The 22,787-nt window shown below is 32.0% G+C and carries 16 protein-coding genes and 1 tRNA gene; 12 read left to right on the forward strand and 5 right to left on the reverse strand.

Translation table 11 applies throughout. The annotated features are described in order from the left end of the window. The first annotated feature begins 28 nt into the window (after window positions 1-28). The 4 genes from ACJBCC_RS03735 to ACJBCC_RS03750 all read left to right on the forward strand — a co-directional run bounded on the left by ACJBCC_RS03735 (window position 29) and on the right by ACJBCC_RS03750 (window position 6,810). Complete coding sequence (locus ACJBCC_RS03735) at window positions 29-2,098, forward strand: HAD family hydrolase (protein ID WP_407556423.1); 2,070 nt, start codon at window positions 29-31, stop codon at window positions 2,096-2,098. 146 nt (window positions 2,099-2,244) lie between these two features. Further along, on the forward strand, window positions 2,245-3,321 hold the full coding sequence (locus tag ACJBCC_RS03740; RefSeq protein WP_299098315.1) for a hypothetical protein: 1,077 nt from the start codon (window positions 2,245-2,247) through the stop codon (window positions 3,319-3,321). Between the two features lie 10 nt (window positions 3,322-3,331). Continuing rightward, window positions 3,332-5,803: an FG-GAP-like repeat-containing protein gene (locus ACJBCC_RS03745; protein ID WP_407556424.1), complete on the forward strand. Its 2,472-nt coding sequence runs from the start codon at window positions 3,332-3,334 to the stop codon at window positions 5,801-5,803. A gap of 92 nt (window positions 5,804-5,895) precedes the next feature. Beyond that, the gene (locus ACJBCC_RS03750) at window positions 5,896-6,810 is read left to right on the forward strand and encodes an ABC transporter ATP-binding protein (RefSeq protein ID WP_407556425.1); all 915 of its coding nucleotides are present in this window, start codon (window positions 5,896-5,898) and stop codon (window positions 6,808-6,810) included. On the opposite strand, the gene ACJBCC_RS03755 is transcribed toward ACJBCC_RS03750, so the two are convergent. Both ACJBCC_RS03755 and ACJBCC_RS03760 read right to left on the reverse strand, forming a co-directional pair. After that, window positions 6,796-8,526, reverse strand: coding sequence for a WYL domain-containing protein (locus tag ACJBCC_RS03755; RefSeq protein ID WP_407556426.1), 1,731 nt, complete (start codon window positions 8,524-8,526; stop codon window positions 6,796-6,798). The two genes, ACJBCC_RS03750 and ACJBCC_RS03755, sit on opposite strands and share 15 nt — an antisense overlap. A gap of 2 nt (window positions 8,527-8,528) precedes the next feature. After that, window positions 8,529-10,832: a CAP domain-containing protein gene (locus ACJBCC_RS03760; protein ID WP_407556427.1), complete on the reverse strand. Its 2,304-nt coding sequence runs from the start codon at window positions 10,830-10,832 to the stop codon at window positions 8,529-8,531. Window positions 10,833-10,997: 165 nt separating this feature from the next. On the opposite strand from ACJBCC_RS03760, the gene ACJBCC_RS03765 reads away from it, so the two are divergent. From ACJBCC_RS03765 to ACJBCC_RS03800, 8 genes are all read left to right on the forward strand, one after another. Then, window positions 10,998-11,606: a hypothetical protein gene (locus tag ACJBCC_RS03765; RefSeq protein WP_407556428.1), complete on the forward strand. Its 609-nt coding sequence runs from the start codon at window positions 10,998-11,000 to the stop codon at window positions 11,604-11,606. Between the two features lie 469 nt (window positions 11,607-12,075). Further along, window positions 12,076-12,765 (forward strand): hypothetical protein, encoded by a 690-nt coding sequence (locus ACJBCC_RS03770; protein WP_407556429.1) that lies wholly within the window; start codon window positions 12,076-12,078, stop codon window positions 12,763-12,765. After that, entirely contained in the window at window positions 12,750-13,460 is a 711-nt protein-coding gene (gene prfH / locus ACJBCC_RS03775; protein ID WP_407556430.1) for a peptide chain release factor H, read from the forward strand. The genes ACJBCC_RS03770 and prfH overlap by 16 nt, the downstream gene beginning before the upstream one ends. Window positions 13,461-13,464: 4 nt before the next feature. After that, on the forward strand, window positions 13,465-14,001 hold the full coding sequence (locus ACJBCC_RS03780) for a tetratricopeptide repeat protein (RefSeq protein WP_407556431.1): 537 nt from the start codon (window positions 13,465-13,467) through the stop codon (window positions 13,999-14,001). Window positions 14,002-14,048: 47 nt separating this feature from the next. Beyond that, window positions 14,049-14,369 carry a hypothetical protein gene (locus ACJBCC_RS03785; protein ID WP_407556432.1) on the forward strand — a complete coding sequence of 107 codons (321 nt, stop codon included), beginning with the start codon at window positions 14,049-14,051 and terminating at the stop codon, window positions 14,367-14,369. Between the two features lie 151 nt (window positions 14,370-14,520). Continuing rightward, a tRNA-Tyr gene (locus tag ACJBCC_RS03790) sits at window positions 14,521-14,602 on the forward strand. Between the two features lie 768 nt (window positions 14,603-15,370). Further along, entirely contained in the window at window positions 15,371-16,471 is a 1,101-nt protein-coding gene (locus tag ACJBCC_RS03795; protein ID WP_407556433.1) for a slipin family protein, read from the forward strand. A gap of 620 nt (window positions 16,472-17,091) precedes the next feature. Further along, the gene (locus ACJBCC_RS03800; RefSeq protein WP_407556434.1) at window positions 17,092-18,498 is read left to right on the forward strand and encodes an RtcB family protein; all 1,407 of its coding nucleotides are present in this window, start codon (window positions 17,092-17,094) and stop codon (window positions 18,496-18,498) included. Window positions 18,499-18,616: 118 nt separating this feature from the next. Here the strand turns inward: ACJBCC_RS03800 and ACJBCC_RS03805 are convergent, their stop codons facing one another. Genes ACJBCC_RS03805 through ACJBCC_RS03815 form a run of 3 tightly spaced genes read right to left on the reverse strand, consistent with a single transcriptional unit; the run spans window position 18,617 to window position 22,771 of the window. Further along, window positions 18,617-19,072, reverse strand: a complete 456-nt coding sequence (locus ACJBCC_RS03805) for a 3-oxoacyl-ACP synthase (RefSeq protein WP_299098303.1) — start codon at window positions 19,070-19,072, stop codon at window positions 18,617-18,619. Window positions 19,073-19,110: 38 nt separating this feature from the next. Then, window positions 19,111-20,544 (reverse strand): hypothetical protein, encoded by a 1,434-nt coding sequence (locus tag ACJBCC_RS03810; RefSeq protein WP_407556435.1) that lies wholly within the window; start codon window positions 20,542-20,544, stop codon window positions 19,111-19,113. A 19-nt stretch (window positions 20,545-20,563) separates the two neighbouring features. Further along, entirely contained in the window at window positions 20,564-22,771 is a 2,208-nt protein-coding gene (locus ACJBCC_RS03815; RefSeq protein WP_407556436.1) for a DUF1573 domain-containing protein, read from the reverse strand. Window positions 22,772-22,787 lie beyond the last annotated feature (16 nt).

A 22,787-nucleotide genomic window follows, 5' to 3' on the forward strand; every position in this document is an offset into this window, starting at 1 on the left:
TAACTAGCTATTAATTAAAACAGGGTCATTGTCACTTAAACCACTTCATAAACAACTCAAAGAAAAGAAAATAAAGTTTCTTTTTACGGATTATTACGATACTATCCTACATAGAAAAGTACATCCAAATTACACACAGCGTATTTGGGCGAAACTTATGATTAAGGAGATGGGATTGTCTGCCTCTATAGATGAGCTTTACTTTACTAGACAGGCATCAGTAAAATATTTAATAAAAAAACTTAGTCTTGAAGATGTTGAAATTCCGTACAAGGCCTTACAAAACGAAATTTGTAAGCGTTTAATTAATGCAGATATTATTTCTATACATGAAAAAGAGGAATTTCTATCGCTTTTTGAAGCTGCAGATGTTAGGGCAGAATCTAGTGTACAGTATTTAAATCAAGATGTTTTAGATACATTGAAGTATTTTAAATCTAATGGTGGTAAAGTAATATTGGTTTCAGATTTTTATGGTTCTAAAACTTTATTTGAAAAGCTATTGTCCCATCATGGCATTTTAGATTTGTTTGACCATGTTTACAGTTCAGCAGAATTAGAAAAAAGTAAACACAAAGGAACAATCTACGAACCTATATTATCAGAATTATCTATTGATGCCAATGAGGTAATGATGATTGGTGACAATTTAAGAAGTGATTATACTAATGCGGTTAAAAATGGACTTAACGCTTATCAACTTCCACATAAAAAATATCTAAAAAAGAATAAACGTAACAACTTTGGCAACGATAAAAAACGTCTAAATAACATTGTAAATAAGGTTTACAAAAAAGCCCAAAACAGTGCGTCAATTCCTTACACGGAATATATAATGCATTATCATACGTTTGTTGAACGAATGTATGAAACTGCTAAAAAGCAAAATTTAAAAGACTTATTCTTTCTATCACGAGAAGGACAATATCTTAAAAAACTTTTTGATTCTTACCAAGACTATACGTTGCTAGATGAAAGTAAAAAAATAAATACCCATTACTTAAAAATATCGAGACAAGCATCACTTCAAATAGCGCTAAAAGAACTTGAAGTTGAAGATTTTGGATATTTAAGAAAGAAATATTACAACCTTTCGTTAGAGGATTTTCTGTTTACAATTAATTGCCCGGAAGACTTAACCGCTCAAATTATTTCTGAATTAAAACTTGACGGGAAAAATGTTATTGAACAGTTTTTTAAGTCTTCATGTTTTGAAAATTTAAAACTAAACGAAACCTTCATTACATATTATAATACCCATAGAAAAGAAAGTCATGAAGCTTTTAACGCGTATATCAATTCTTTTAATTCTGATATAGGAACTAACGGAATTGCACTTGTAGATATTGGTTGGGGCGGAACGATGCAAGAATCTATTTATAAGTTTTTTGAAGGTAAAATTCCAGTAACAGGATATTATCTCGGACTTGGAGAGATTTATGATATTCAACCAGGTACTAAACGTTATGGTTTAAACTTTTCATTACTTCCATTTGTTGACTATAATGATCGTATTTTAATGGCAAACATGCAGTTATACGAGCAATTCTCAGCTGCTGACCATGGAAGTGCGTTAGGTTATAGATTAAATGCAGACAACTATTCTTTTGAATATCATAAACCAGAAGAAAAATGGCTGTATGACAATCATATAAAGGCACATCAGGAAGAGATGCTAAAGCTTCATAAAACACTTTTACCAACCTTAGAGCCTTTATGTTATAGTCAAGAAGAAATGCAAGATGCTATTTCTAAAATGGCATTAAAAGTAGGCTTGCTTCAAAAAACTAAGAAAATTAAGTTCTTAAAAACGTTAAGTCATGGTTTTTATCAAAATGTTGGAGACAACAAAGTCGGTATTACCTACCGACCACCAAAAATTAAAAGTCCGGTAAAAAGTATTATTAGTTTTTTAATGACACCCGAAAAATATTTTAGGTACTTAGTAAAACTAAAACCATTACTGTATAGCAAAAGTAAGATCGTCGCTTTTTTTGCACCTATGTATTTAATTTATCTCTATTTTAGATTTAATAAATATCTTAGATTTAAAGTTTTAAACCGTTTCTTTCTTCTGAAATATAATGTGTTTAAATAAACCTTTAATTAGTACTTAATTTTCAATTTTTTGATTTAATAATTAAAAATTCGCTAGAAAAAGCTTAGGTTTAGTTTCTATTTACACTTTTAATGGTAGGATATTTATATATTCAACTGTCTCATTAATGTTGTAAACAACAGCGAATGAAAAAAAATTACTATTTCTTATTGCTTATTGTATTGTTAGTATGCTCTTGCGAAAAAGACGATGGTTTATCTCCAATTGATAACCCTTCTATCGTTCATTTCGATTTGGAGAATATGCCTTATCAATCTCTTTCAGAATATCAATTTTTTCTAAATGAATTAAAAAACCTTGAGCCTTCACCTGGTGTTATTCCATATACTTTAAATTCATCTTTATTTAGTAATTACGCTCAAAAAAAGCGTTTTTTATGGATGCCTAATAACAGCAAAGCATCTTATATCGCTGATGATCAAAATTTACAGTTTCCGGTTGGCGCTATTTTAATCAAAAACTTTTATTACAACAACGTTTTGCCCGAGAACAACACTCAGATTATTGAGACGCGATTAATGATTAAAAAACAAGAAGGTTGGATTTTTGCAAATTATAAATGGAACACAGCGCAAACTGAAGCCATTTTAGACATGGATGGAAGCACAATAGATGTACAATGGCTGCTAGACAATGAGGTACAATCTGTTCAATACAGAATTCCATCTGGCCCAGAATGCCATACCTGCCATAAAGTATTAGAAACACCTAAACCTATAGGTCCAAAACCAAGAAACTTAAATTTAAGTTACAACTATAGCGATGGTTCTTCAAATCAATTAGATAAATTAGTAGATCTTGGTTACTTAGAAAATACATTGCCTAATATTATAGACAAATTACCAAACTATAACGATAGTGATGAAACATTAGAGCTACGTGTAAGAGCATACGTAGATGTTAACTGTGCTCATTGTCATTCCGAAGAAACACATTGCGCATACAGACCCTTACGATTTGATTTTTCTGATACACACAACCCAACAAATTTAGGTGTTTGTGTAGAAGCAGATACAGATCTTGGTTTTGACTTAGGTCATATTGTAGAATCTGGAGATGCAAGAAATTCGGTATTATATTATAGAATAAGTTCTGTAGAACCCTCAGACAGAATGCCACTTTTAGCGCGTTCTTTTGTTCATAAGGAAGGTGCAGAATTAATTGAAGAATGGATTAACACTTTAAACTCTAACTGCAACTAAAAACACTGATATGAAAAAACCATTACTATTCGCAATTCTTTTAGTCTTATTTTCTACTATTGGCTTTGCGCAGCAAATACAACAATCCGCAGATTGGCCAAACAGTCAATGGACGTTATCTGGTACTTATGATGCTAATTACCTTTATGAAGATCCCACAGGAACAAGTGAATCTTTTTCTTTTGATGATAATCTTGCTGGTGGTTCATCCGTAAATAATGTTGCTGTAGAGTCTCCAGTAATTAATTTAAATGCCGCTTTTACAGCTAACGAAACAGAATTATTTGTTTCGTTTCAATATGTGCTAAATATTTATCAGGCAGAAACTTTACATCTTCAATATTGGGATACTGACTCTAGTGAATGGGTTAATTGGGGAAGTCAATTATCTGAAAACTCACCTAGTACTGTTAATTTTTGCAACGGCACGCCATCGTCTTATATCAGTGATGAATTAGATATTTCTAATTTTTCTAGCACTCAATTATCTGGATTTAAATATCGAATATTTTACAATGACAATACATCCTTTGGTTGGGGATTTTGTGTTAATTCTGTAAATATTATTTCTAGTGTACCACCTGCATGTCCGAGTATAAATTCATTGACCATTAATAATGTAACTGCAACATCGGCTGATGCAAATTGGATAGCAGGAGATACTGAAACCAATTGGGAAGTAGCAGTATATCTTGCGTCAGAGCCACTTCCATCTTCTGGAGTACCAACGGCTTCAAGCCTTTATACTATTACAAATTTATTACCTGAAACCGATTACATAGTTTGTGTAAGAGCCGATTGTAATGTGGAAGGTTTTAGTGGATGGGAATGTCAAAATTTCACAACTGGTGTAGACACATCTGGTTTTCCTGTAATATTTACAGCAAACTCAATAAATACAACAGGATCTTACGATATTGCATTAGTCGATTTAAATGGCGACTTTTTAGACGATGTTGTATCAGTTAGTTCAAGTAATATTAACATACACTATCAATTATCCTCAGGTGGATTTAATGTTGTAAATATTGCTACCACTATGGCAGATAATGCGCCTAATTGGAGCTTAGCGGCTGGTGATTTTGACCGTAATGGCTTTAATGATCTCGTTTATGGCGGAGGATCTGGTGTAACTTTTATGAAAGCCAACAGTACTGGTACTGGTTATTCTGAAATATCAGGCGCTGATTATGTGTTTTCTCAGCGTTCTAATTTTGTAGACATTAATAACGATGGTCACTTAGATGCCTTTGTTTGTCATGATGTAGATGCTAACGTTTATTATATAAATGATGGGTCTGGTAATCTAAGTTTTTACCAAGGTAGAAGTCCTGGTGTAGTACCAAATGGCTTAGGATTAACACCTGGTGGAGGAAACTACGGAACAGTATGGATAGATTTTGATAACGATAGAGATATGGATATGTTTATCGCAAAATGCAGAGGTGGCTCTACAACTATTAGTACAAATGAGTTATGGCGAAATGATGGTAATGGTATTTTTGTTAATGTAGCAGATACAGGTTGGTACGACTCTAATTATCCAACAGATGGACATAATAATTCTTCTAATCTAGGAGATAATGTACAAACATGGTCTTCTGCTTGGGCAGATTTTGATAATGATGGCGATATGGATGTATTTGTAGGAGCGAGTAGTTCTACTAATGGAAATTCAAAATTAATGCGAAACAATGGCGACGGTACATTTACTGATGTTACATCTGGTTCTGGCGTCTTAGATGCACAAATGGGAATTGAGAATGCACCGGCAGATTTTGATAATGATGGATTTGTAGATGTCTTATCTAATGGCGACATTTTATTTAATAATGGCGATTTTACGTTTACAAATTATTCTGAAAACATGCCTTCAAGTGGAGCTATTGGTGATACCAATAATGATGGTTTTTTAGATGTATTTAGAAACGGAAATATTTTTATTAATAACACCAACGCCAACAATTGGGTTAAAATAAACACCATTGGTACAATGAGTAATATTAATGGTATTGGCGCTAGAATTGAAATTGAAACCGCTTTAGGTACTCAAATTAGAGATGTAAGAAGTGGAGAAGGTTTTGAGTTTATGAGCTCATTAACTGCGCATTTCGGAATAGGAACTAATACAGCTATTAATAGTATTACAATATATTGGCCATCTGGTAATGTAGATTTTATTGAAAATCCGGCAATAAATACAACACATAACATTACTGAAGGTTCTGCACTAAGTGTTATTGACGAAACACTAACAGATCTTACCATATATCCTAATCCCGTAGAAGACGAATTAAATATTGAAACTACTGCAGATATTACCAATAAAATAGCAACAGTTTTTGATATTAATGGTAAACGTGTTCTTAACCTAAAATTGAATTCAAACTTAGTTGATGTTTCAAATTTAACAAGTGGAGTTTACTTTCTAAGATTAGAATCTAACGGAAAAATTATGAAACGAAAGTTTATAAAGAAATAAACCTTCATATTTTAAATATTAAAAGAAACCGTTTGAGAAATCAAGCGGTTTTTTTATGCAAATAAATTTTTTGAAAGACATATCTTTGCATTATGCTTCAAGTAAAAAATGTCACTTTTGGATATTCTAAAACTAAGATTTTAAAAGCGGTTGACTTTAAAGTTGAAGCTGGAGAAAATCTTGCCATAATTGGCGAAAGTGGCTCAGGAAAAAGTACACTTCTCAAACTAATTTATGGCGAATACGATTTAAAACAAGGTCATATTTTTTGGAAAGATGAAGAAATCTTAGGTCCAAAACACAATTTGGTTATTGGTTACGATTTTATGAAATACGTGACTCAAGAATTCGACCTTATGCCTTTCATTACGGTTGAAGAAAATATAGGTAAATACCTCTCTCGTTTTTATCCTGAAGAAAAACAAAAACGTACAAAAGAACTTATAAAAGTTGTAGAACTTGAAGCTTTTGCCAACACCAAAGTAAAATTACTAAGTGGTGGACAAAAACAGCGTGTAGCTATAGCGAGAGCTTTAGCCAAACAACCCGAAATTCTTCTACTAGACGAACCGTTTAGCCATATTGATAATTTTAAAAAACAATCGCTTAGACGTAGTGTTTTTAAATACTTAAAAAACAATAATATTGCTTGCTTGGTTGCCACACACGATAAAAATGATGTACTAGGTTTTGCAGACCAATTACTCGTTATTCACGATTCTAAAATTATAGAAAAAGACACACCACAACATATTTACAATAATCCAAAAACACCTTTAATAGCCTCGTTTTTTGGGGAATTTAATGTCATTGAGCCTTTTGGTATTGTATATGCCAATCAAATTAAAATTGTAGCACAATCCGATTTAAAAGCAGTAGTAAAAACGGCTTATTTTAATGGTAGTAATTGGCTAATTGAAGCTGAATATAAGTCGGCATCTATTTTTATTGAACATTCTCTGCAAATAGAATCAGGTAACGAAATTTACATTTCAATTGCCAAATAAATCTTCTCGCTCAGCGTAACTCAAACCATTTGGTAATTCTATAGATGAAAATTCTAAATGCAAAACGCGTCTTCTTTTTTGCACTGTTGTTTCCGATGAAGCATGCAGTACTAATGGTTTTAATAACTGAACACCACCAGAAGCAACTTCACTGACAAAAGGAATAGAATTAGTGCTAATTAATTTAATGTCTTCAGTACTCAACTGCTTGTTATGAGAACCAGGAATCACTTTCAGCGCCCCATTTTTTACAGTAGTATCGTCTAAATGTATACGCATAGAAAACGTGTTTTTAGAAATCGCTTCTGGAGGACGAACGCTAATCACACCTTTTTTGTTTGTCCAAGACGTAAACCCTTCTGTTTCTATTTTTTCTAATACATTGATAGGCACATCTTGATGCCAAGTGACGTACCAATTATCTTTTGGCGATTTATCAAAATAAATGGCCTTAGTTAAAAAAGCATTTTTATCTATTGATTTTATCAGTTTTTTAAAATTCTTGTTGAATAAAATTTCTTTCAGTTCTGGCATCTTATTTAATACTTTTCGCATACCAAATGTTTGCTCGTTGTGTGCTCTAAAATAAGTATCAAACCTAGTTTTTAATTTTCTAATATCGCGTTTAGTGTACACATGGTTTAATATTCCGAAACCTTTGTGTTCTAATCGTTTTGCAATTGTTCTTAGGCTTTTATCATTAATTTCAGTTTCATAAGCATCAATAGCATCATATAAACGTTCTTTAATGTTTCGTTTTAAACGCTCTGGTGCAATAACTTTTATGCCTTCGCCTAAACCTAAAATCTCTTTTTCTAATTCAAAATTTAACTGTACATCTAAAGAAATAGTCACACCATAATAATCTCTACTCACTTCTTTTTGCGAGTGATGAAATGGCTTAGTCAACACATATGGTGCTTGTTTATGGTTTACATAAAGTAGAACGTTTTCTGGTTGTAAATTTGGACTCACAGAAACACCAATAGCGTTGTTATAATATTTTTCAACATCAAAACTGTGGTCAATTACATAGGGCTTATCACTTTTTTTAATGGCAATAATTCTATCTAAAGCCAAATTCATAATGCCTTCATTTTTCTTTCGTTGACCAATTAAAAACCATCGGTTTCTAAATTCTTTTAGAAGATAGGCATGAAATAAAAAAGTGTTCTCTTTTCTAGCTTTAAAAGACTGATAGGTTATTTCTATCGTTTCTTTCTTTAATATAAATTGGTACAGCTCATCTAAAAATTCTAAGCCTTTTAAATTATCGTTCTTTTCAAAATCTATTAACGATTTCTCATGCGTTTTTTGTGTATAAACATGGTCTTCTAATTTTTGAACCATACTACCTAATTCCGAAAAATGCGAAAATCCTTGAAACTGTTTTAAAAACGAAACAGCCTCTGATAATTTCGTTAAATCTTGGTTTGATATTGGACTATTGGTAATGCTATAATCGGCATCCTCGTATTTGTAAAACTTTCGGTCGTAAACTACAATTGGGGCATTGTAACCTAATTTGTCGCTACGCATCATTTGCAAATCTAATTGCACAGTACGTTTGCTAACATCAATGTCTTTGCCTTCGTATTCGTAAAGCGCATCAGAAACGGCTTCTATTAAATCATTAAGTGTCCATTGTCTAAAATGATTCTGAAGACATTTATCAATGGTTTTATATCTTATTAATGCGTTTTTATTTACTGCCATAATTATTGATTACATGTATTACAATACAGATTTTTAACTCCATCTTTTCTTAAATTCTGAAAATCTTTATCTATCCATTTGCACCATCTTTCTTTATTAAATTTAATGGCTCGTTTATGAACCCTTACTAACAAGCTTTCATCAGAGTCATTTTGATAAGCAACAAATGTTTTTACAAATACAAAAGCTGAGCTTTCGTCTAATTTGTTATTGTCAAATCTTTCTGCAAGATTATTAATAGTTAAATGATACATACTCCATCTATTGAAGAACAAACTTAAGTCTGTTTCATCTTCAATATTTTGCACTTGACTTCTAAAATAATCTGTAATGAACTTGAAAGATTCTTCAATTTTAGAACTAAAGTTTATTTGAGCATAATACTGAATACTCGCCATATGGTAGTTTAAAAACAAAGGATTTACTTTATCTTCATTTTTATAACTTTCAAATAAAGGTTCTACCTTTTCAGGATGCATAACTTTAGAAAAGTCATCTAAATTAGTATCCCAATCACTTAGTAATCGTCTTGAAGTTATTGAGTAAAGGTTAAGTAGATTTTTTTGAGCAGCTTCAGATAATAACTCAGGTTTAGACAACCAATTTCTAACAAAAAACACAATATTATCTAAGGAATAAAAGTATACGTTCTTTAATAGTAATGCTGATACATTTTGCACCAATTCTGGTTCATCAAATAAATTATCTAATACAAATTCTTCATTTAGAAAAAGATTGCTTTCCTCTTTTAAATACATCTCTGCCAATACTTTATTTACTAAATCATAGTTTTCATTTAATATGGCATCTACTAAGTTATAATGTAGCACTAATGGGTCGTCTATTTTCCAATTTCCATTGAGGTAAATAATTGCTTTAGAACGTCGTTGTAAGCTGAGTGCTTCTTTCCAGAATTCATTTTTATTATCAGCTAAATATTGTTTTATTTTAGGTTTATGGTTACCTAAAGTATTTTCTAATCCCAATAATTCGGTTTGGTAATAGCATAATTCCCAATTTTCCTTGGCATCAATCTTAAAGGCTTCAGGTTTAATATTTAGTTTACCTTTTAAATAATTCTTTATATAATCCGCACGTTTACTGTGAAGCATGTTGTTCGTTTTTGAATTACCATCTACAGAGGTATAACTCTTTATGTCTATTGAATGAATCTGCTCAGGTTCAATCTCAAGCATTGGATTTGTAACCGGAATGATTTTTCCGCTTTTAAAATCAAAACTCACTTCATAGATGCCATTTACACCCTTCGTTTTTAAAGCAACTTTAGGTGTGTAAATCTCTGGTTTAATATCTCTTAACTCATACCTTTTGCTTGGTATATGACAAGGAACGTTGTAACTACATTTTTTTCCGTCTTTAATTAAAATAATGTTTGCACTGAGTGTTTTACCTCTAAGATGTTCCGGAATTTCTCCTAGAGATACAATTATCCTTTTTGGGTTTTCTGCTGTGTTATTCGCAAATAACTCATCTCTATAAACAGGTTTTAACATTACACCTTCGTAAATATCGGAAGCATCTAGTCTATTTTCTTGGCCACACATTAATTGATTTCTATCTATTAAATCTATAGCGAAACCATCATTTTTATTTTCAATAATTTCATGAAGATTTTCAACACTATGATAACCCATTATCACTTCATTATTAATAATTGTTAATCCATTACCAATGTTTATTATAATATTACTTTTATTTCCTACAAGGTCGTCGCAAGTAGCATCAGTGCTCTGAACAGCAAATGCATTATCAGAAAGTTGACCATCAATTATATAACCTTTTTTACCAAAAACATGTGTCGCAAAAACACGTTTAGTAGTTGTATGATAGCCAAATCCAAAATCGGCATAGTAAAATGAATCCGAAATCATATTGGCATAATGACCTGGCGAATTACGCCAAGACTTAAACATCTCGTAAGCCAATCGTTCTAATTCAGATTTATTTAATGGTAGTTTTTTAGGTCTTGTATACAGAATGTTCTCACCAATATTAGTAAATGACTTATTGAAATGAAAAACGCGCTCTTTTGGATTGGGAAAATCAGTATTATACTCCACATGATTAAGCGAATTACGACTAACCATATAATCCGTATGTAGTTGTGCTGCTTTGGCTAAATCAGGATGTCTTTTAAGTGGATGTTTCCCTTTTGCCTTTCTTAATACATTAATTTTTTCCGTTAAAAGTTCTGATAATTTTTCTTTATCTGATGCTTTTAATTGTGCATTTACACATTGAAAACTACATAAAAATAGAAGACAAAAACATAGAATGTATTTCATATAATTGAGAGGGTTTAAAACTTAAATCACTAATTACACCACAACTTTAATGCCTGAGTAAAACAACTTATATTTTATTATAGCGCCTTGTCTAATTTAAAATAAAAAAAGCACTGCGCAAAAAGATTGCGCAACATCTAAAGACATTTGTTTAAAATTAATAAAATGGAAACTTTAAAGCTGAAAATATTCGAAGTATTAGTTAATGATATTAGCATTAAAGAATTTGAAACATGGTTATATCAATCAGATTTATTAAATGAAAATTTAAAAGAAAACTCACTAATATTTGAAGTTATAACTATCAATTACAGAAAAGAGACTGCGCTAAAAGAACTTAAAAATATTGCTTCAACTCTATTTGATGAAAAGCACTTAGTTGCTATGAAAATTGAAGTGAATTGCAGAAAAATAGTGAACTCAAACACACCAAAAAATACAGAAAAATATGTCTTTAACATTATTGAAGATTTTAATTTTGAATTGGAATCAACGGTATATGAAAAATTTTATAGTTTATATTACTCATTCAATGGTTTTGACTACACAAATTTCACAAAAGGTTCACTGAAGGACATAAATTCTAGAACAATTACTTACGCAAAAACCGTCTTAGAAAACTTAAAAAACTGCAAATCTATTGACGACAAAAAAGAAGTTTTGTTCTTAGATTTACTTGACAAAAATCAAGCAATCAACTACATAAAAACGCTGCCAAAAACTAGAAAACCAACTATAAAACAAAAATTATTTGCTTTTTTCAAAAAAAGTTAATACTTCGTATTAAGGGCATGAATTTTCTGAAACTGAAAAATTAAATTTTGTAAAGTCGAAAAAAAAGCTAAATATTTGCATCGCATTTCAACCAAAACACACGTTGAATTAAAAATTAGAAACTATGAGTTTATTTATAACATATCAAAACTGTCCAGAAGGAATACCGCCTTTTGTGATGCTTCGTGATTATCGTTAGATAAACTTTTCAAATTTATAAATGAAAAATCCGAAGCCAATTAAAAACTGTTTCGGATTTTTTGTTTTCAGTCATTAGCAAACCTGCTAAACACATTTCCACAAACAGTTATTACAAAAATATTATTCTGTCACTTCGAGAGCAATCGAGAAGTCGCACATTAAAACAAATTTTAAATGAAACATACACAATTCACATAGGCACAGATTCCTAATTGGGAGTAATTAATTGGAATCATTAAAATAGACAAAACAATTGTAAATATGTCTAATGAGACCAAAGCATATAAAAGGGCAAAAGGAAAAAGAAGTCCGTCGGTTATTAAAACGTCAACGTGAAATTTGGAAACTTCAGCGAGACCTAGGTTATATAAAACTAAAAGAACCTATTCGTCACGGTTGGTATAAAGAAATTGTTATAACAGAAAAAGTAGAGCGCTATAAAAACAAGGCAGCGATTCTAGAACTTTATAACAAAATTGAAAGGTATTATTGGGGAAGAACAAAAGAAGAAGCTGAAAACAAATGGCTAAATCAAACGTCAAAACACCTTATATACAAAGGGTTTCCAACAATTAGTAAAAAGCAATTTAATAAGCTAAGATATAAGGCACAATGCATGTGTACTTCGTTTCAGTTTAGAAACGAAAACAAAAAGTTAAGAATTAGATTTTATATACGCATCCCAAAAGGAGCCTATAAAATTAAATATTCTAGAGCTTATATCACACACCGAAAACGTATTGACCCAAACCTTATTAGTGAAGATGAATTTATTGATTCGCAACTATTGAGAAAGGGATATTACAACATTAAAGAAGCTTTTTATCCTTGGAAAGACGATTGGAATTTAACCAATTACAAACAAGAAAAATTAAAAACAAAAAGACATCTCAATGAGCTCAAAAAATACGCTCTTAATGATGTCATCAACGAAACTATATCATGGGAAAACCATTAACAAAAACTAAAATAATACAAATAACCTCTGGTCGAGGTCCAGCAGAATGCTGTTGGGTTGTCGCTCAGATTCTAAAACAATTTTTAGAAGCTGTAAAAGACAATGGCATTGATTACAAAATATTACAACGCGAAAAAGGCATTGAAAACATGACGTTGCAATCTGTGACAATTCAGCTCAAAGGCAAAAGTCTAAATGTATTTTTAAGTCAATGGATAGGCACCATTCAATGGATAGGCATTTCAAAATTTAGACCAAATCACAAACGCAAAAACTGGTTTGTTGGTTTGTACGAAGTAAGCAAAAGCGAACAATTTGAAATTCTTGAAAAAGATATTACCTATCAAGCCACTAAAAGTTCTGGACCAGGCGGACAACATGTAAACAAAGTGAGTTCTGCTATTAGAGCCATTCATCAACCAACCAAAACACAAGTGCTGGTTATGGATAGTCGCTCTCAACATCAAAACAGAAAAATAGCAAAAACACGCTTGCAAGAAAAAGTAACAGAACTACAATTAGACGCCTTAAAATCTGGTATAAAAAACCAATGGAAAAACCACTTATCAATAGAAAGAGGAAATCCTGTGCAGGTTTTTAAAGGTTCCGATTTTAAAAGAAATGTAGTTGTAAAAGATTTTAAAAAACAACGATACGCGCTAATAAACGAATTGCGTAATCAATTAAATAATTAAAACCATGGACACTAATTTATTAAACAATTACGTACTAAAAGCTATAGATGCTTATCCATACGAACTAGAAGAAACTGTAGAAAATCTAAACTACGCCTTATCCTACGAAGCCGATAATGCTTATGCTTTGTATTTAATGGGTCGTTTACAAGCCGAACAATTTGGTGATTACGAAAAAGCCAAGCAGTATTATGCAGAAGCTTTGGCTAATAAACTAGATTTTCACAAGGTGTATTCAAAATACATTCTGGTGTTAATGTGGAATGAAGATTACCAAGAAGCTCAAAAATTAATTGACTTTGCTTTAACCGTAAAAGGACTAAACAAAGGCGAAGTTTACTTATTTCAAGGGCAACTTTATGAGATTCTTCAAAAATATAAGAAAGCATTAAAAGCTTTAAAGCTCGCAAAAAAGCACGTGTACAATAACAGCTTTACAAGTTTCATCGATTCTGAAATTAAAAGAATCAAAAACAAAATGAAACCGAAAAAGACTAAAAAGTCTGAAAACAAAAAGAAGAAAAAAAAGAAAAACAAATGATTGTCATTTCTGCGCAGGCAGGCATTCACAATTAAAAAATTAGAATTATGAAACGACAAGAATTACTAAAACGATTCCTAACAGGAACAGACAAAACAGGACGCTTTATAGTAAGTTCAAAAATTACAGGTATAACCTATTTTATAGAACCCATAGACAACGGAAAACCAGATAAACTTTGGGGAGACGTTGACCCAGCAACAAATAAACTCACTGGAGATTATGGAAACAAAGCTATTGGAGCTGTAAAAGAACAAGACTCTTTAATCACTGAAAATAATGGGTTTACAAACATTTTAACCTTCAAAGGAAGTCCCTTAGGCGTAATAGATAGTAGAGATAAAATGTATGAACGCAATAAAATTTAAAAAATATTTTACTACGCAAAAACATTGCGCAATGATATAAAATATTTGCAGAGTAATTAATAAGAAGTCTTTTTGGAATCAGACTTTAAAGTAGTGCTCTGCCAGAACGAGGCATCTGGCAGAGCTTCATAAAAGTTCTTTAAAATTATTAGGAAGCATTGAGCAATTGGTTGGCTCGCCCGACTGTAAATCAGGTCTTTTTAAGCGTGTAGGTTCGAGCCCTACTGCTTCCACATCAAGCAAGTCTTGTTAAGTGTTTCGGTATAGCACTATTGTATAAATCCTTACCAATTGGTATGAGGTTTTTATATTCAACTTGACTTGATACCAACGGGTTATTTGGTAAATAATAACCACCATCTATGTACACAGGTTCGAATCCTGTCTTCTCTAACGGGAAGTAGCTAAAGCGGTTATAGCAATAGATTCAATATGTAGGTTCGAGTCCTACCAAACCGAGTTTCGGTTTGTGGCGGAATTGGTAGACGCTCTGTATTTCGGTTACAGTTTGAAATGGACAGAAAATCCATCATTGATTAAAGAAGGTCACTTTTAAAAATAGACTACCAAGTGCGCCACACTTTAAATGGCAAAAACAAAGTGAACTAAAACTCGCGAGTGCAATACGTTGCAAATGCAGTCTAGAAACACCTTGAAATACTGATGTATCAAAAGTTGCTTTAAGTTTTCTTTTAAAGATTCATTTTTCAATAAACGATTCAACAATGGTTGCTTCAAAATTGATAAATCATCTGAAGAACAAAGCTTAAAAATCCTTTAAATCGCAAGTATTTTCGTAGTTAGAAAGATGGTTTTCTTTCGCTCTGTTAGTGAAACCCATTTTTGAAAAGTCTTTGGACGAATTCAAAAATGATGGCTGAACTAATCCCGCTGAAAAGCGGGATCTTTTGAATAGTCATTCTCACAAAGAGAATTCTATTATAAATGTTTAACCGTTCTGAAATAAAAAAGAAAAACTTCAGAACAAAAAATTAGAAATCATGTATAGAGTAAGAATTCATGCAGGTACAGTAGGTTTAGTGTTTAGAAACGGTAATTACGCTCGCGTTATTACAGCAGGAAAACATTGGATAAATTTTAGAGAGCAAGTCTTAAAATACGACTTATCACAAGCTTTCAGTGCACCAAAAGCATTAGAAATCTTGCTTAAAGATGAGACTTTAGCCAACATGTTGCACGTTGTAGAAGTAAAGGATAACGAAATTGTTTTACTTTACGAAAACAACAACTTTAAAAGCGTATTAAAAGCAGGTCGTTACACCTTCTGGAAGGGTTTAATAAACTACAAATTTGTCACTGCAGATTTAAGTAAAATCGAAATCACAGAAGACATCAAAAACGTCTTGTTCAGCAATATGCAAATGCGTCAACACATTAGAACGTTTGAAGTTGCAGCATACGAAAAAGCAATTATGATTGTTAATGATGAGTTTGTTAAAATCTTAGAACATGGTACTTACCATTTCTGGAGAAACGAGCAGACCATTAAAATATCTAAAGCAGATATGCGTCAATTGCAATTAGAAGTTGCAGGTCAAGAATTGTTAACCAAAGACAAAGCAACCGTTCGTATTAATTTCTACGCACAATACAAAGTTACTAATGTAGAAACGGCGTTAATGCATAGTAAAGACTACGAAAAGCAATTGTACATTATTTTGCAATTAGCATTGCGCGCATTTGTTGGCGCTTACACCTTAGACGAATTGTTAGAGCAAAAGGAAACGATTGCCAAAGCGGTTTTAGAAGATGCAAAAACACAAGCCAACAAGTTAGGTGTAAATGTGTTGCACGCAGGTTTGCGAGACGTTATTTTACCAGGCGACATGAAAGAGATTATGAATCAAGTATTGATTGCTCACAAAAAAGCGCAGGCTAATGTGGTCACAAGACGAGAAGAAACAGCCTCAACAAGAAGCTTGTTAAATACCGCGAAATTAATGGAAGACAACAGCATGTTGTTCAAGTTAAAAGAGATGGAATATGTTGAGAAAATTGCCGACAAAATTGGAGAAATTACAGTAGCCGGAAACGGAAACGTTATTGAACAATTAAAGGATATTTTCTCTGTGAATAAGTAGTGTTATGGCGTTACCCTCTTTCGCTAGCCAACGTCGCTAAAAGCTATGAAGGCTGTAGAAAAGCTTCAGAGGGTCGCGCTTTCCACTATATCTTTTTTAAAAAAAATAAAAAAGGATGCCGTTGCAATCGCTAACGCAGAGCAAGCTAAGGGCTTTATCACAGCAACGAGCATTTAAACACAAGAAAGACAAACAAAACAAAAGTTAAAAACTTAATTAAGTAAAAACTCAAGCCCTATATCAATTCGTAGAATTGAACGTCAAGACGCAGAATAGATGAAGAAAAGCTTCGAAATCAGGAGAACGCAGTTCGACGCGAAGTTTTCAAATCGGTTTCAGTTTGCAAAACTGAAAATTCCTTGGCTTGACCGTGATTTTTTGGTTCGTTTACTCGTGAATTTTCATTTTATGGAACTCGTGATGTGCTTCGCAGTTTGCATCAAGGCAAAATGAACGTAAAGAAAAAAATGAACGAAAGGCAAAAAACAATACCTACCAGGTTTTTGAAACCTTGCAGGATAAAAAAACAACTACGCAAAAACAATGCGCAATACACTATAATATTTGTAGTGTTATTAAAATAGATTCTGAAACAAGTTCAGAATGACAAAACAATAAAAATGAAAACAAATACAAAATTAACCGGTCAAGATTTATTAGCCTTAGGTTACAGACAAGGCAAATGGATGAAAGACGCCTTAACTCATATCAACAAAAATGAATTAGAAGGCGACGCCTTAAACACATACTTAGCGCAATTTAAATCGCCAGACCCAATAGAATTACATAAAACGCCAATTGAATTTTCAATCAACATTAAAGCAGAAAACGAAGAAGAAAAAGACAATGTTGATAAAGTGATTAATTCCATGCAAACCTTAATGAAAACACCAACATTAGTAGATGGTGCTATTATGCCAGATGCTTGTCCTGCTGGGCCAGATGGAACAATTCCAGTTGGAGGTGTTGCAGTGGCCAAAAACGCCATTCATCCAGGAATGCATAGTGCAGATATTTGCTGTTCGGTAATGCTAACCGATTTCGGGAAAGCAGAACCAAAAGACATTTTAGATGCAGCACATGCTATAACACATTTTGGTCCTGGTGGACGCGATAGAGATTCACAATTTAGATTTCCAAAGGAATTATTAGACGCTTTTGAATCTAACTTTTTTTTGAATGATGGGAACATGCTTCAAATCGCAAGGTCTCATTTAGGAACACAAGGCGATGGTAATCATTTCTTGTTTGTTGGAACCTCTAAAAAAACAGGAAACACCATGTTGGTAACCCATCATGGTTCAAGAGGTCCTGGAGCAAGACTGTACACCAAAGGCATGAAAATTGCCGAACGTTTCAGAAAAGAATTATCTCCAGATACGAAAAAGCAAAATGCTTGGATTCCGTTTGAAACCGAAGAAGGACAAGCGTATTGGGATGCCTTGCAGATTATAAGAGATTGGACAAAAACCAATCACGAAGTATTGCATAATTCAGTAGCTGAAAATTTAGAAATTAAAATTGAAAACAGATACTGGAACGAACATAACTTTGTCTTTAAGGATGGCGATTTATTTTACCATGCTAAAGGCGCAACACCTTTAGATGCTAAGTTTATGCCAGATATTACAGGACCAAGATTGATTCCGTTAAACATGTCTGAACCTGTATTAATTGTTGAAGGAAACACCACAACTACTAATTTAGGTTTTGCACCACATGGCGCAGGAAGAAACGTGAGTAGAACACAGCATAGAAAAAGCAAAACAGGTACAACCATGCAAATCTTTAAAGAAGAAACACGTGGATTAGATATTAGATTTTTTTCAAAAGAAATTGATATTACTGAGTTGCCATCTGCTTATAAAAACGCCAAAGCGGTTAGACAACAAATGGACGAATTTAATCTAGGAAAAGTCATTGATGAAGTAGTGCCTTATGGTTGCATTATGGCTGGCGATTGGCAGAAAAATGCACCTTGGAAGATTAGGCGAGAGAAACGTAGAAACTCAAAAAAGAGAAATTAATCTTTAAAAATAAGACCTGCTAGTTTTCAATATCGAAAGCTTTCGGGACTGCAAGGTCTACAATTTAACCTTAGAAAGGGAAAAAGTGGGCTGACTTCGGTTGGTCTGCTTTTTAATTTTAAAAAACCTCTACTACCTTAAATTCATTCCCTCTAAAAACCATAGCATCATCAACACCTTTAGACAATAACAATTTTGCAATTGGCGTTGCGGCAGAAATGGCAAAATACTTTGTATTATCCACAATTAATTCACCTGCACTTACAGCAATAAAATAATTGGCTTGTGTTGTTTTTATTACAGAACCTAATGCTACTTTTTGGTGTTTAGCTTCGACATTTATTTTTTGAAGGATTTGTTTTTGCTTTTCAATTTCTGCTAATTGATGACCTGCTTTTTCGCGTTCTAATTGCAACATGGCTCTTCCAGTTTCATGCTTATCACCAGCACTACTTTTGGTTTCGGACGTTAGAGAAATTTGAATTTCAGTTATCGTATTACTGATAGCTTCAAAACGAGCATCTATAAAAGCGTGGCATTGATTGTATAAATCTTGTTTAACGTTCTTTGTCATTATGATGTCGCATTGGGTTATAAAGTGTTATTTCAAAATTAAATATTATCACTATTTAGAATGTCTTCCGTTTCCTTTTTTTGGAGTCCAAAGAAAATTTGGGAAACAATGTTTATATCCTCATTTTTACCTGAAAGGTTTCCCTTTATTTTAATCTGGTTAGTACCTTTTACTTGGCTTGCTTCTATATTTAAAACATCTAATAAAGAAAATAGTTCGTTGGCTCTTGGTATTTGAATATCATCTTGCAATCGATTAAAATTCGTATTAAATTTAAAAAAACTAGAGCTGTTTGTTTCATTAGTATCAACATGCGATTTTGCGGTATTAAAATACATTTTGCTATCTCGCTCTTCTGCATAAAAGGTGTAGTAAGGTATACTTAATAAAACGCTATTTACTATTGCACCTTGATTTATAAGATATGTATTTAGACTTTCATTTTTCTGAATCCCTAAGTCAATCGCAATTTTTGGCACTTCTTTTTCTTGTAGTTTTTTTACTTCTATTTTTTCAAAATTATCATCATACTTGTAACTTATAATAGTATCGTTTTGAAGTGTTCTTCCTTTAATTCCTAAACTAAAAACTCCATTTGATTTGTTTACTAATTGAGACACCTCTAAATTGTTTTTAGTAAAAAATGACAGGTTTTTTAGTCGATTTGTCAATGAGGATTTATGTTCCTCCTTGTTAAAATTAGCATCAAAATATAACTCTAATGAAGCGTCTTTTAAACCAGAATATGAATTGTTAGTTTTATAAGCATCTGTATCCTTTGTGAAAATATCGCCGCCTATTACGGCTTTGTTATCTTCAAAATTTAAGGTTATTAAACTTTCTTTATTTACAAACACAATATGGTCTGTTGCATCACTTAATTTCTGAATAAGACTATGATTCTTGTCTGTGATGAATTTATCTTTTAAGAGGACGTCTTCAAAAACTGTTTCTAATTTATGTAAAGGTGTATCTAAAGTTAAAGCTGTGGCAATTTTTTCTGAGTTCCAAGCTAAAATCAGTTTAGACTTTTCTAAAACTAGTGTTTTATAACCTTTTTCGTCACTTGTAATGGTACTAGATTTTTCTTTAGCATATTTTGTTATATACTTTTCAAAAGCCTCTGAATCTTCAATTTTAAACGTGGTAAAAAAGGTGTTATCAATACTTTTAATGGTATAAAAGGCTATTGAATATGGCTGTATGTCTACACCTATATCGTCATCTTTTTTTGAATCGTCTTTATCCTTGTCTTTGTATGATTTTGTGTTTTCCCAATAATAACTTGGCGATGTTAAGGCATCTAAAACTAGTGTTTTTGTAATGTTATGTACGCCAACTTTTATAACAGTTTCTGCATCTTTATGGATAACATTTAGTAAAACAGATGTTTTCTTAAAATGGGTATAACCAAAATACCCTAACAATACTAATAGAAGTATTGATAGGGTTATTTTTAGGAATTTTTTCAAAAGTATTTGAGTTTAAAAATTAATCCATTAACGCATTAATCATATTTAAAAAATAGGCTAAACTGTTGCTATTTCCTTTTTCTGGTGTGTTTAAAATCATCTCACCTTCCATAGCGTTATTCTTAACTTTTCCTGTTTTAAAAATGACATCTTCTGTGTTTTCTGCAATAAAATCTATTCTTTCTTTAAAATCATTAGGCATAATTTCTCTTGGAAATGTAGCTGCGATTTCTTTACCATTTACATAGATTGCACTAGAGTTCTTTTTAATTAGGCTTTTATGTTTCCCGCTCACTTTACTATCGAATTTTCCGGTTTTAATTGCAACCATATCTTCAAAAGATGTTCCTAAAAGAATAGCATCATCCTTAAACATTACATTTAAAGCAAAAGGTAATTCATTTGTATTTAGCTGGTAAATTCCGTTAGCATTTAAAGTAACTTCGCCTCTACTTTCCTTTACTGCTATTTTCATTAATTTATGAAACAAATCACCTTCAGAAGACGTTACCATCATTAAAAAACCTGGTAATGTTTCCTTTTTAGTTTTAGTTACTTCTTCTCTTTCATAGTTTTCATCGTACTCATAAGTTGTATATGTTAATTCTCTTTCTTTCATTTCTGTAAGAACGAAAAGCATATCGCCTCTTAATATTTTTGCCGCACCTTCTTCATCTAATAATAAGGATAAAATGTCCATACCAATTGGCAAAAATTCTGCAACTTCGTTATCGTCATAACCTTCAAACATTTTGCTCATCATCTCCGGATAAGCTTCTAAAATGCCTTTTGTACTCATATTCACAGAAAAATATCCTAACATTTTATCTTCATTAAAGTATTTAAAAAAGTTAGAATTCATTTTACCATTATACATAGCCTCTGTGTATTTGGCCATTTCATTATTCATGGTATAATTTGTTTTTAGAGACACATGATTTTTCTCAAAATTAAGCTTAGAGCTAAGAGACATATCTCCATAAAACTTTTGAAAACCATTGTATAATCCTAAATAATCCGAACCTAAACCATAAGAAGCTTGTTGTAATATATCTGAATAAATAGAACTAAGATCACCAATCCAAGCTGTAGCTTCATCTTTACCATTGCCAACTGCTTTTACATATTTTGTATTTTTTAAAATAGAACCATTAGCATAATTTGCTTGCATTGTTGCTTTTGCATAGGCAATTAAAGCTTTATCGCTTATTAATTTTTTGGCTTCTCTCTCCTTCCTTAAATTCTCGTAATAATCATCATTATAAGAAGACGGCTCGTATTCCGTTGATTCTATAACCGTTTCTTCTATTTCTACTTCAGCAGATTCCATAACGATTTCTTCAACTTCTGTTTCTTCTATAACCGTTTCGTCATCACTTACAAAAGAATCTATAGTTAGCTTCTCAACACCATTTTCTGCATTGGTTGTTAAGGTTATGGTTTTGTATTGAGAACCCGATCTGCTTTTACTATTAAACTTAACTATAATTTCACCAGATTCACCAGGACTCATAGCAGTAACTGGATACTCTGGTACAGTACAACCACAACTAGCTCTTGCATCTGTGATAACTAAATCTGCATCACCTGTGTTTGTGAATTTAAAGGAATGAGAAACTTCGCTTCCTTGAGAAATGACTCCAAAATCATGATGATTTTCTGCAAACTCCATTACTGGATAAGAATATGCTTCATCTACCACGTCTTCTACTACAGCTTCTTCTATGCTGTAATCGTTATAACCATAATAATCGTTGGTGTATGTTTCTTGAGATAATGTAAATAGCAATACATTATCATTCCACATCATTACCATATTGTCATAAGAATCTACAAAATAAGACAAATCCCCTTCTGTAATTACATTCTTCTTTTCTCGTTCTGGCATTAATTTTTCAAAACCAGATTTATCCTTTAGAGGTACTAAAAAATTATGTTTTAAACTCAAAGAATCAGACGTCATAAAGTAATAAAAACTACGTTTTAAATCGAACCCTAATTCATTTAGGTTAGATACTTGTCCGTCAGTTTCTTTAATCATTTCTTTCAGGAAAACTTTTCCAATTTTTGAATTTTCAAACTCAGCTACAGAGACTAAATCAGTTACATTTTTTCCTTTTATAGCAATAACTGCTTTAGCATCCTTTGGTATTTTAGATATTAAATCTTGTGCGCCAATAGTTAATGTAATACAGAATAGATAGGTAAATAGTAATATTTTTTTCATGTGATAAGTTGGATTG

The sequence above is a fragment of the Winogradskyella sp. 4-2091 genome (assembly GCF_045765065.1).
In the GTDB taxonomy this organism is placed as follows: Bacteria; Bacteroidota; Bacteroidia; order Flavobacteriales; family Flavobacteriaceae; genus Winogradskyella.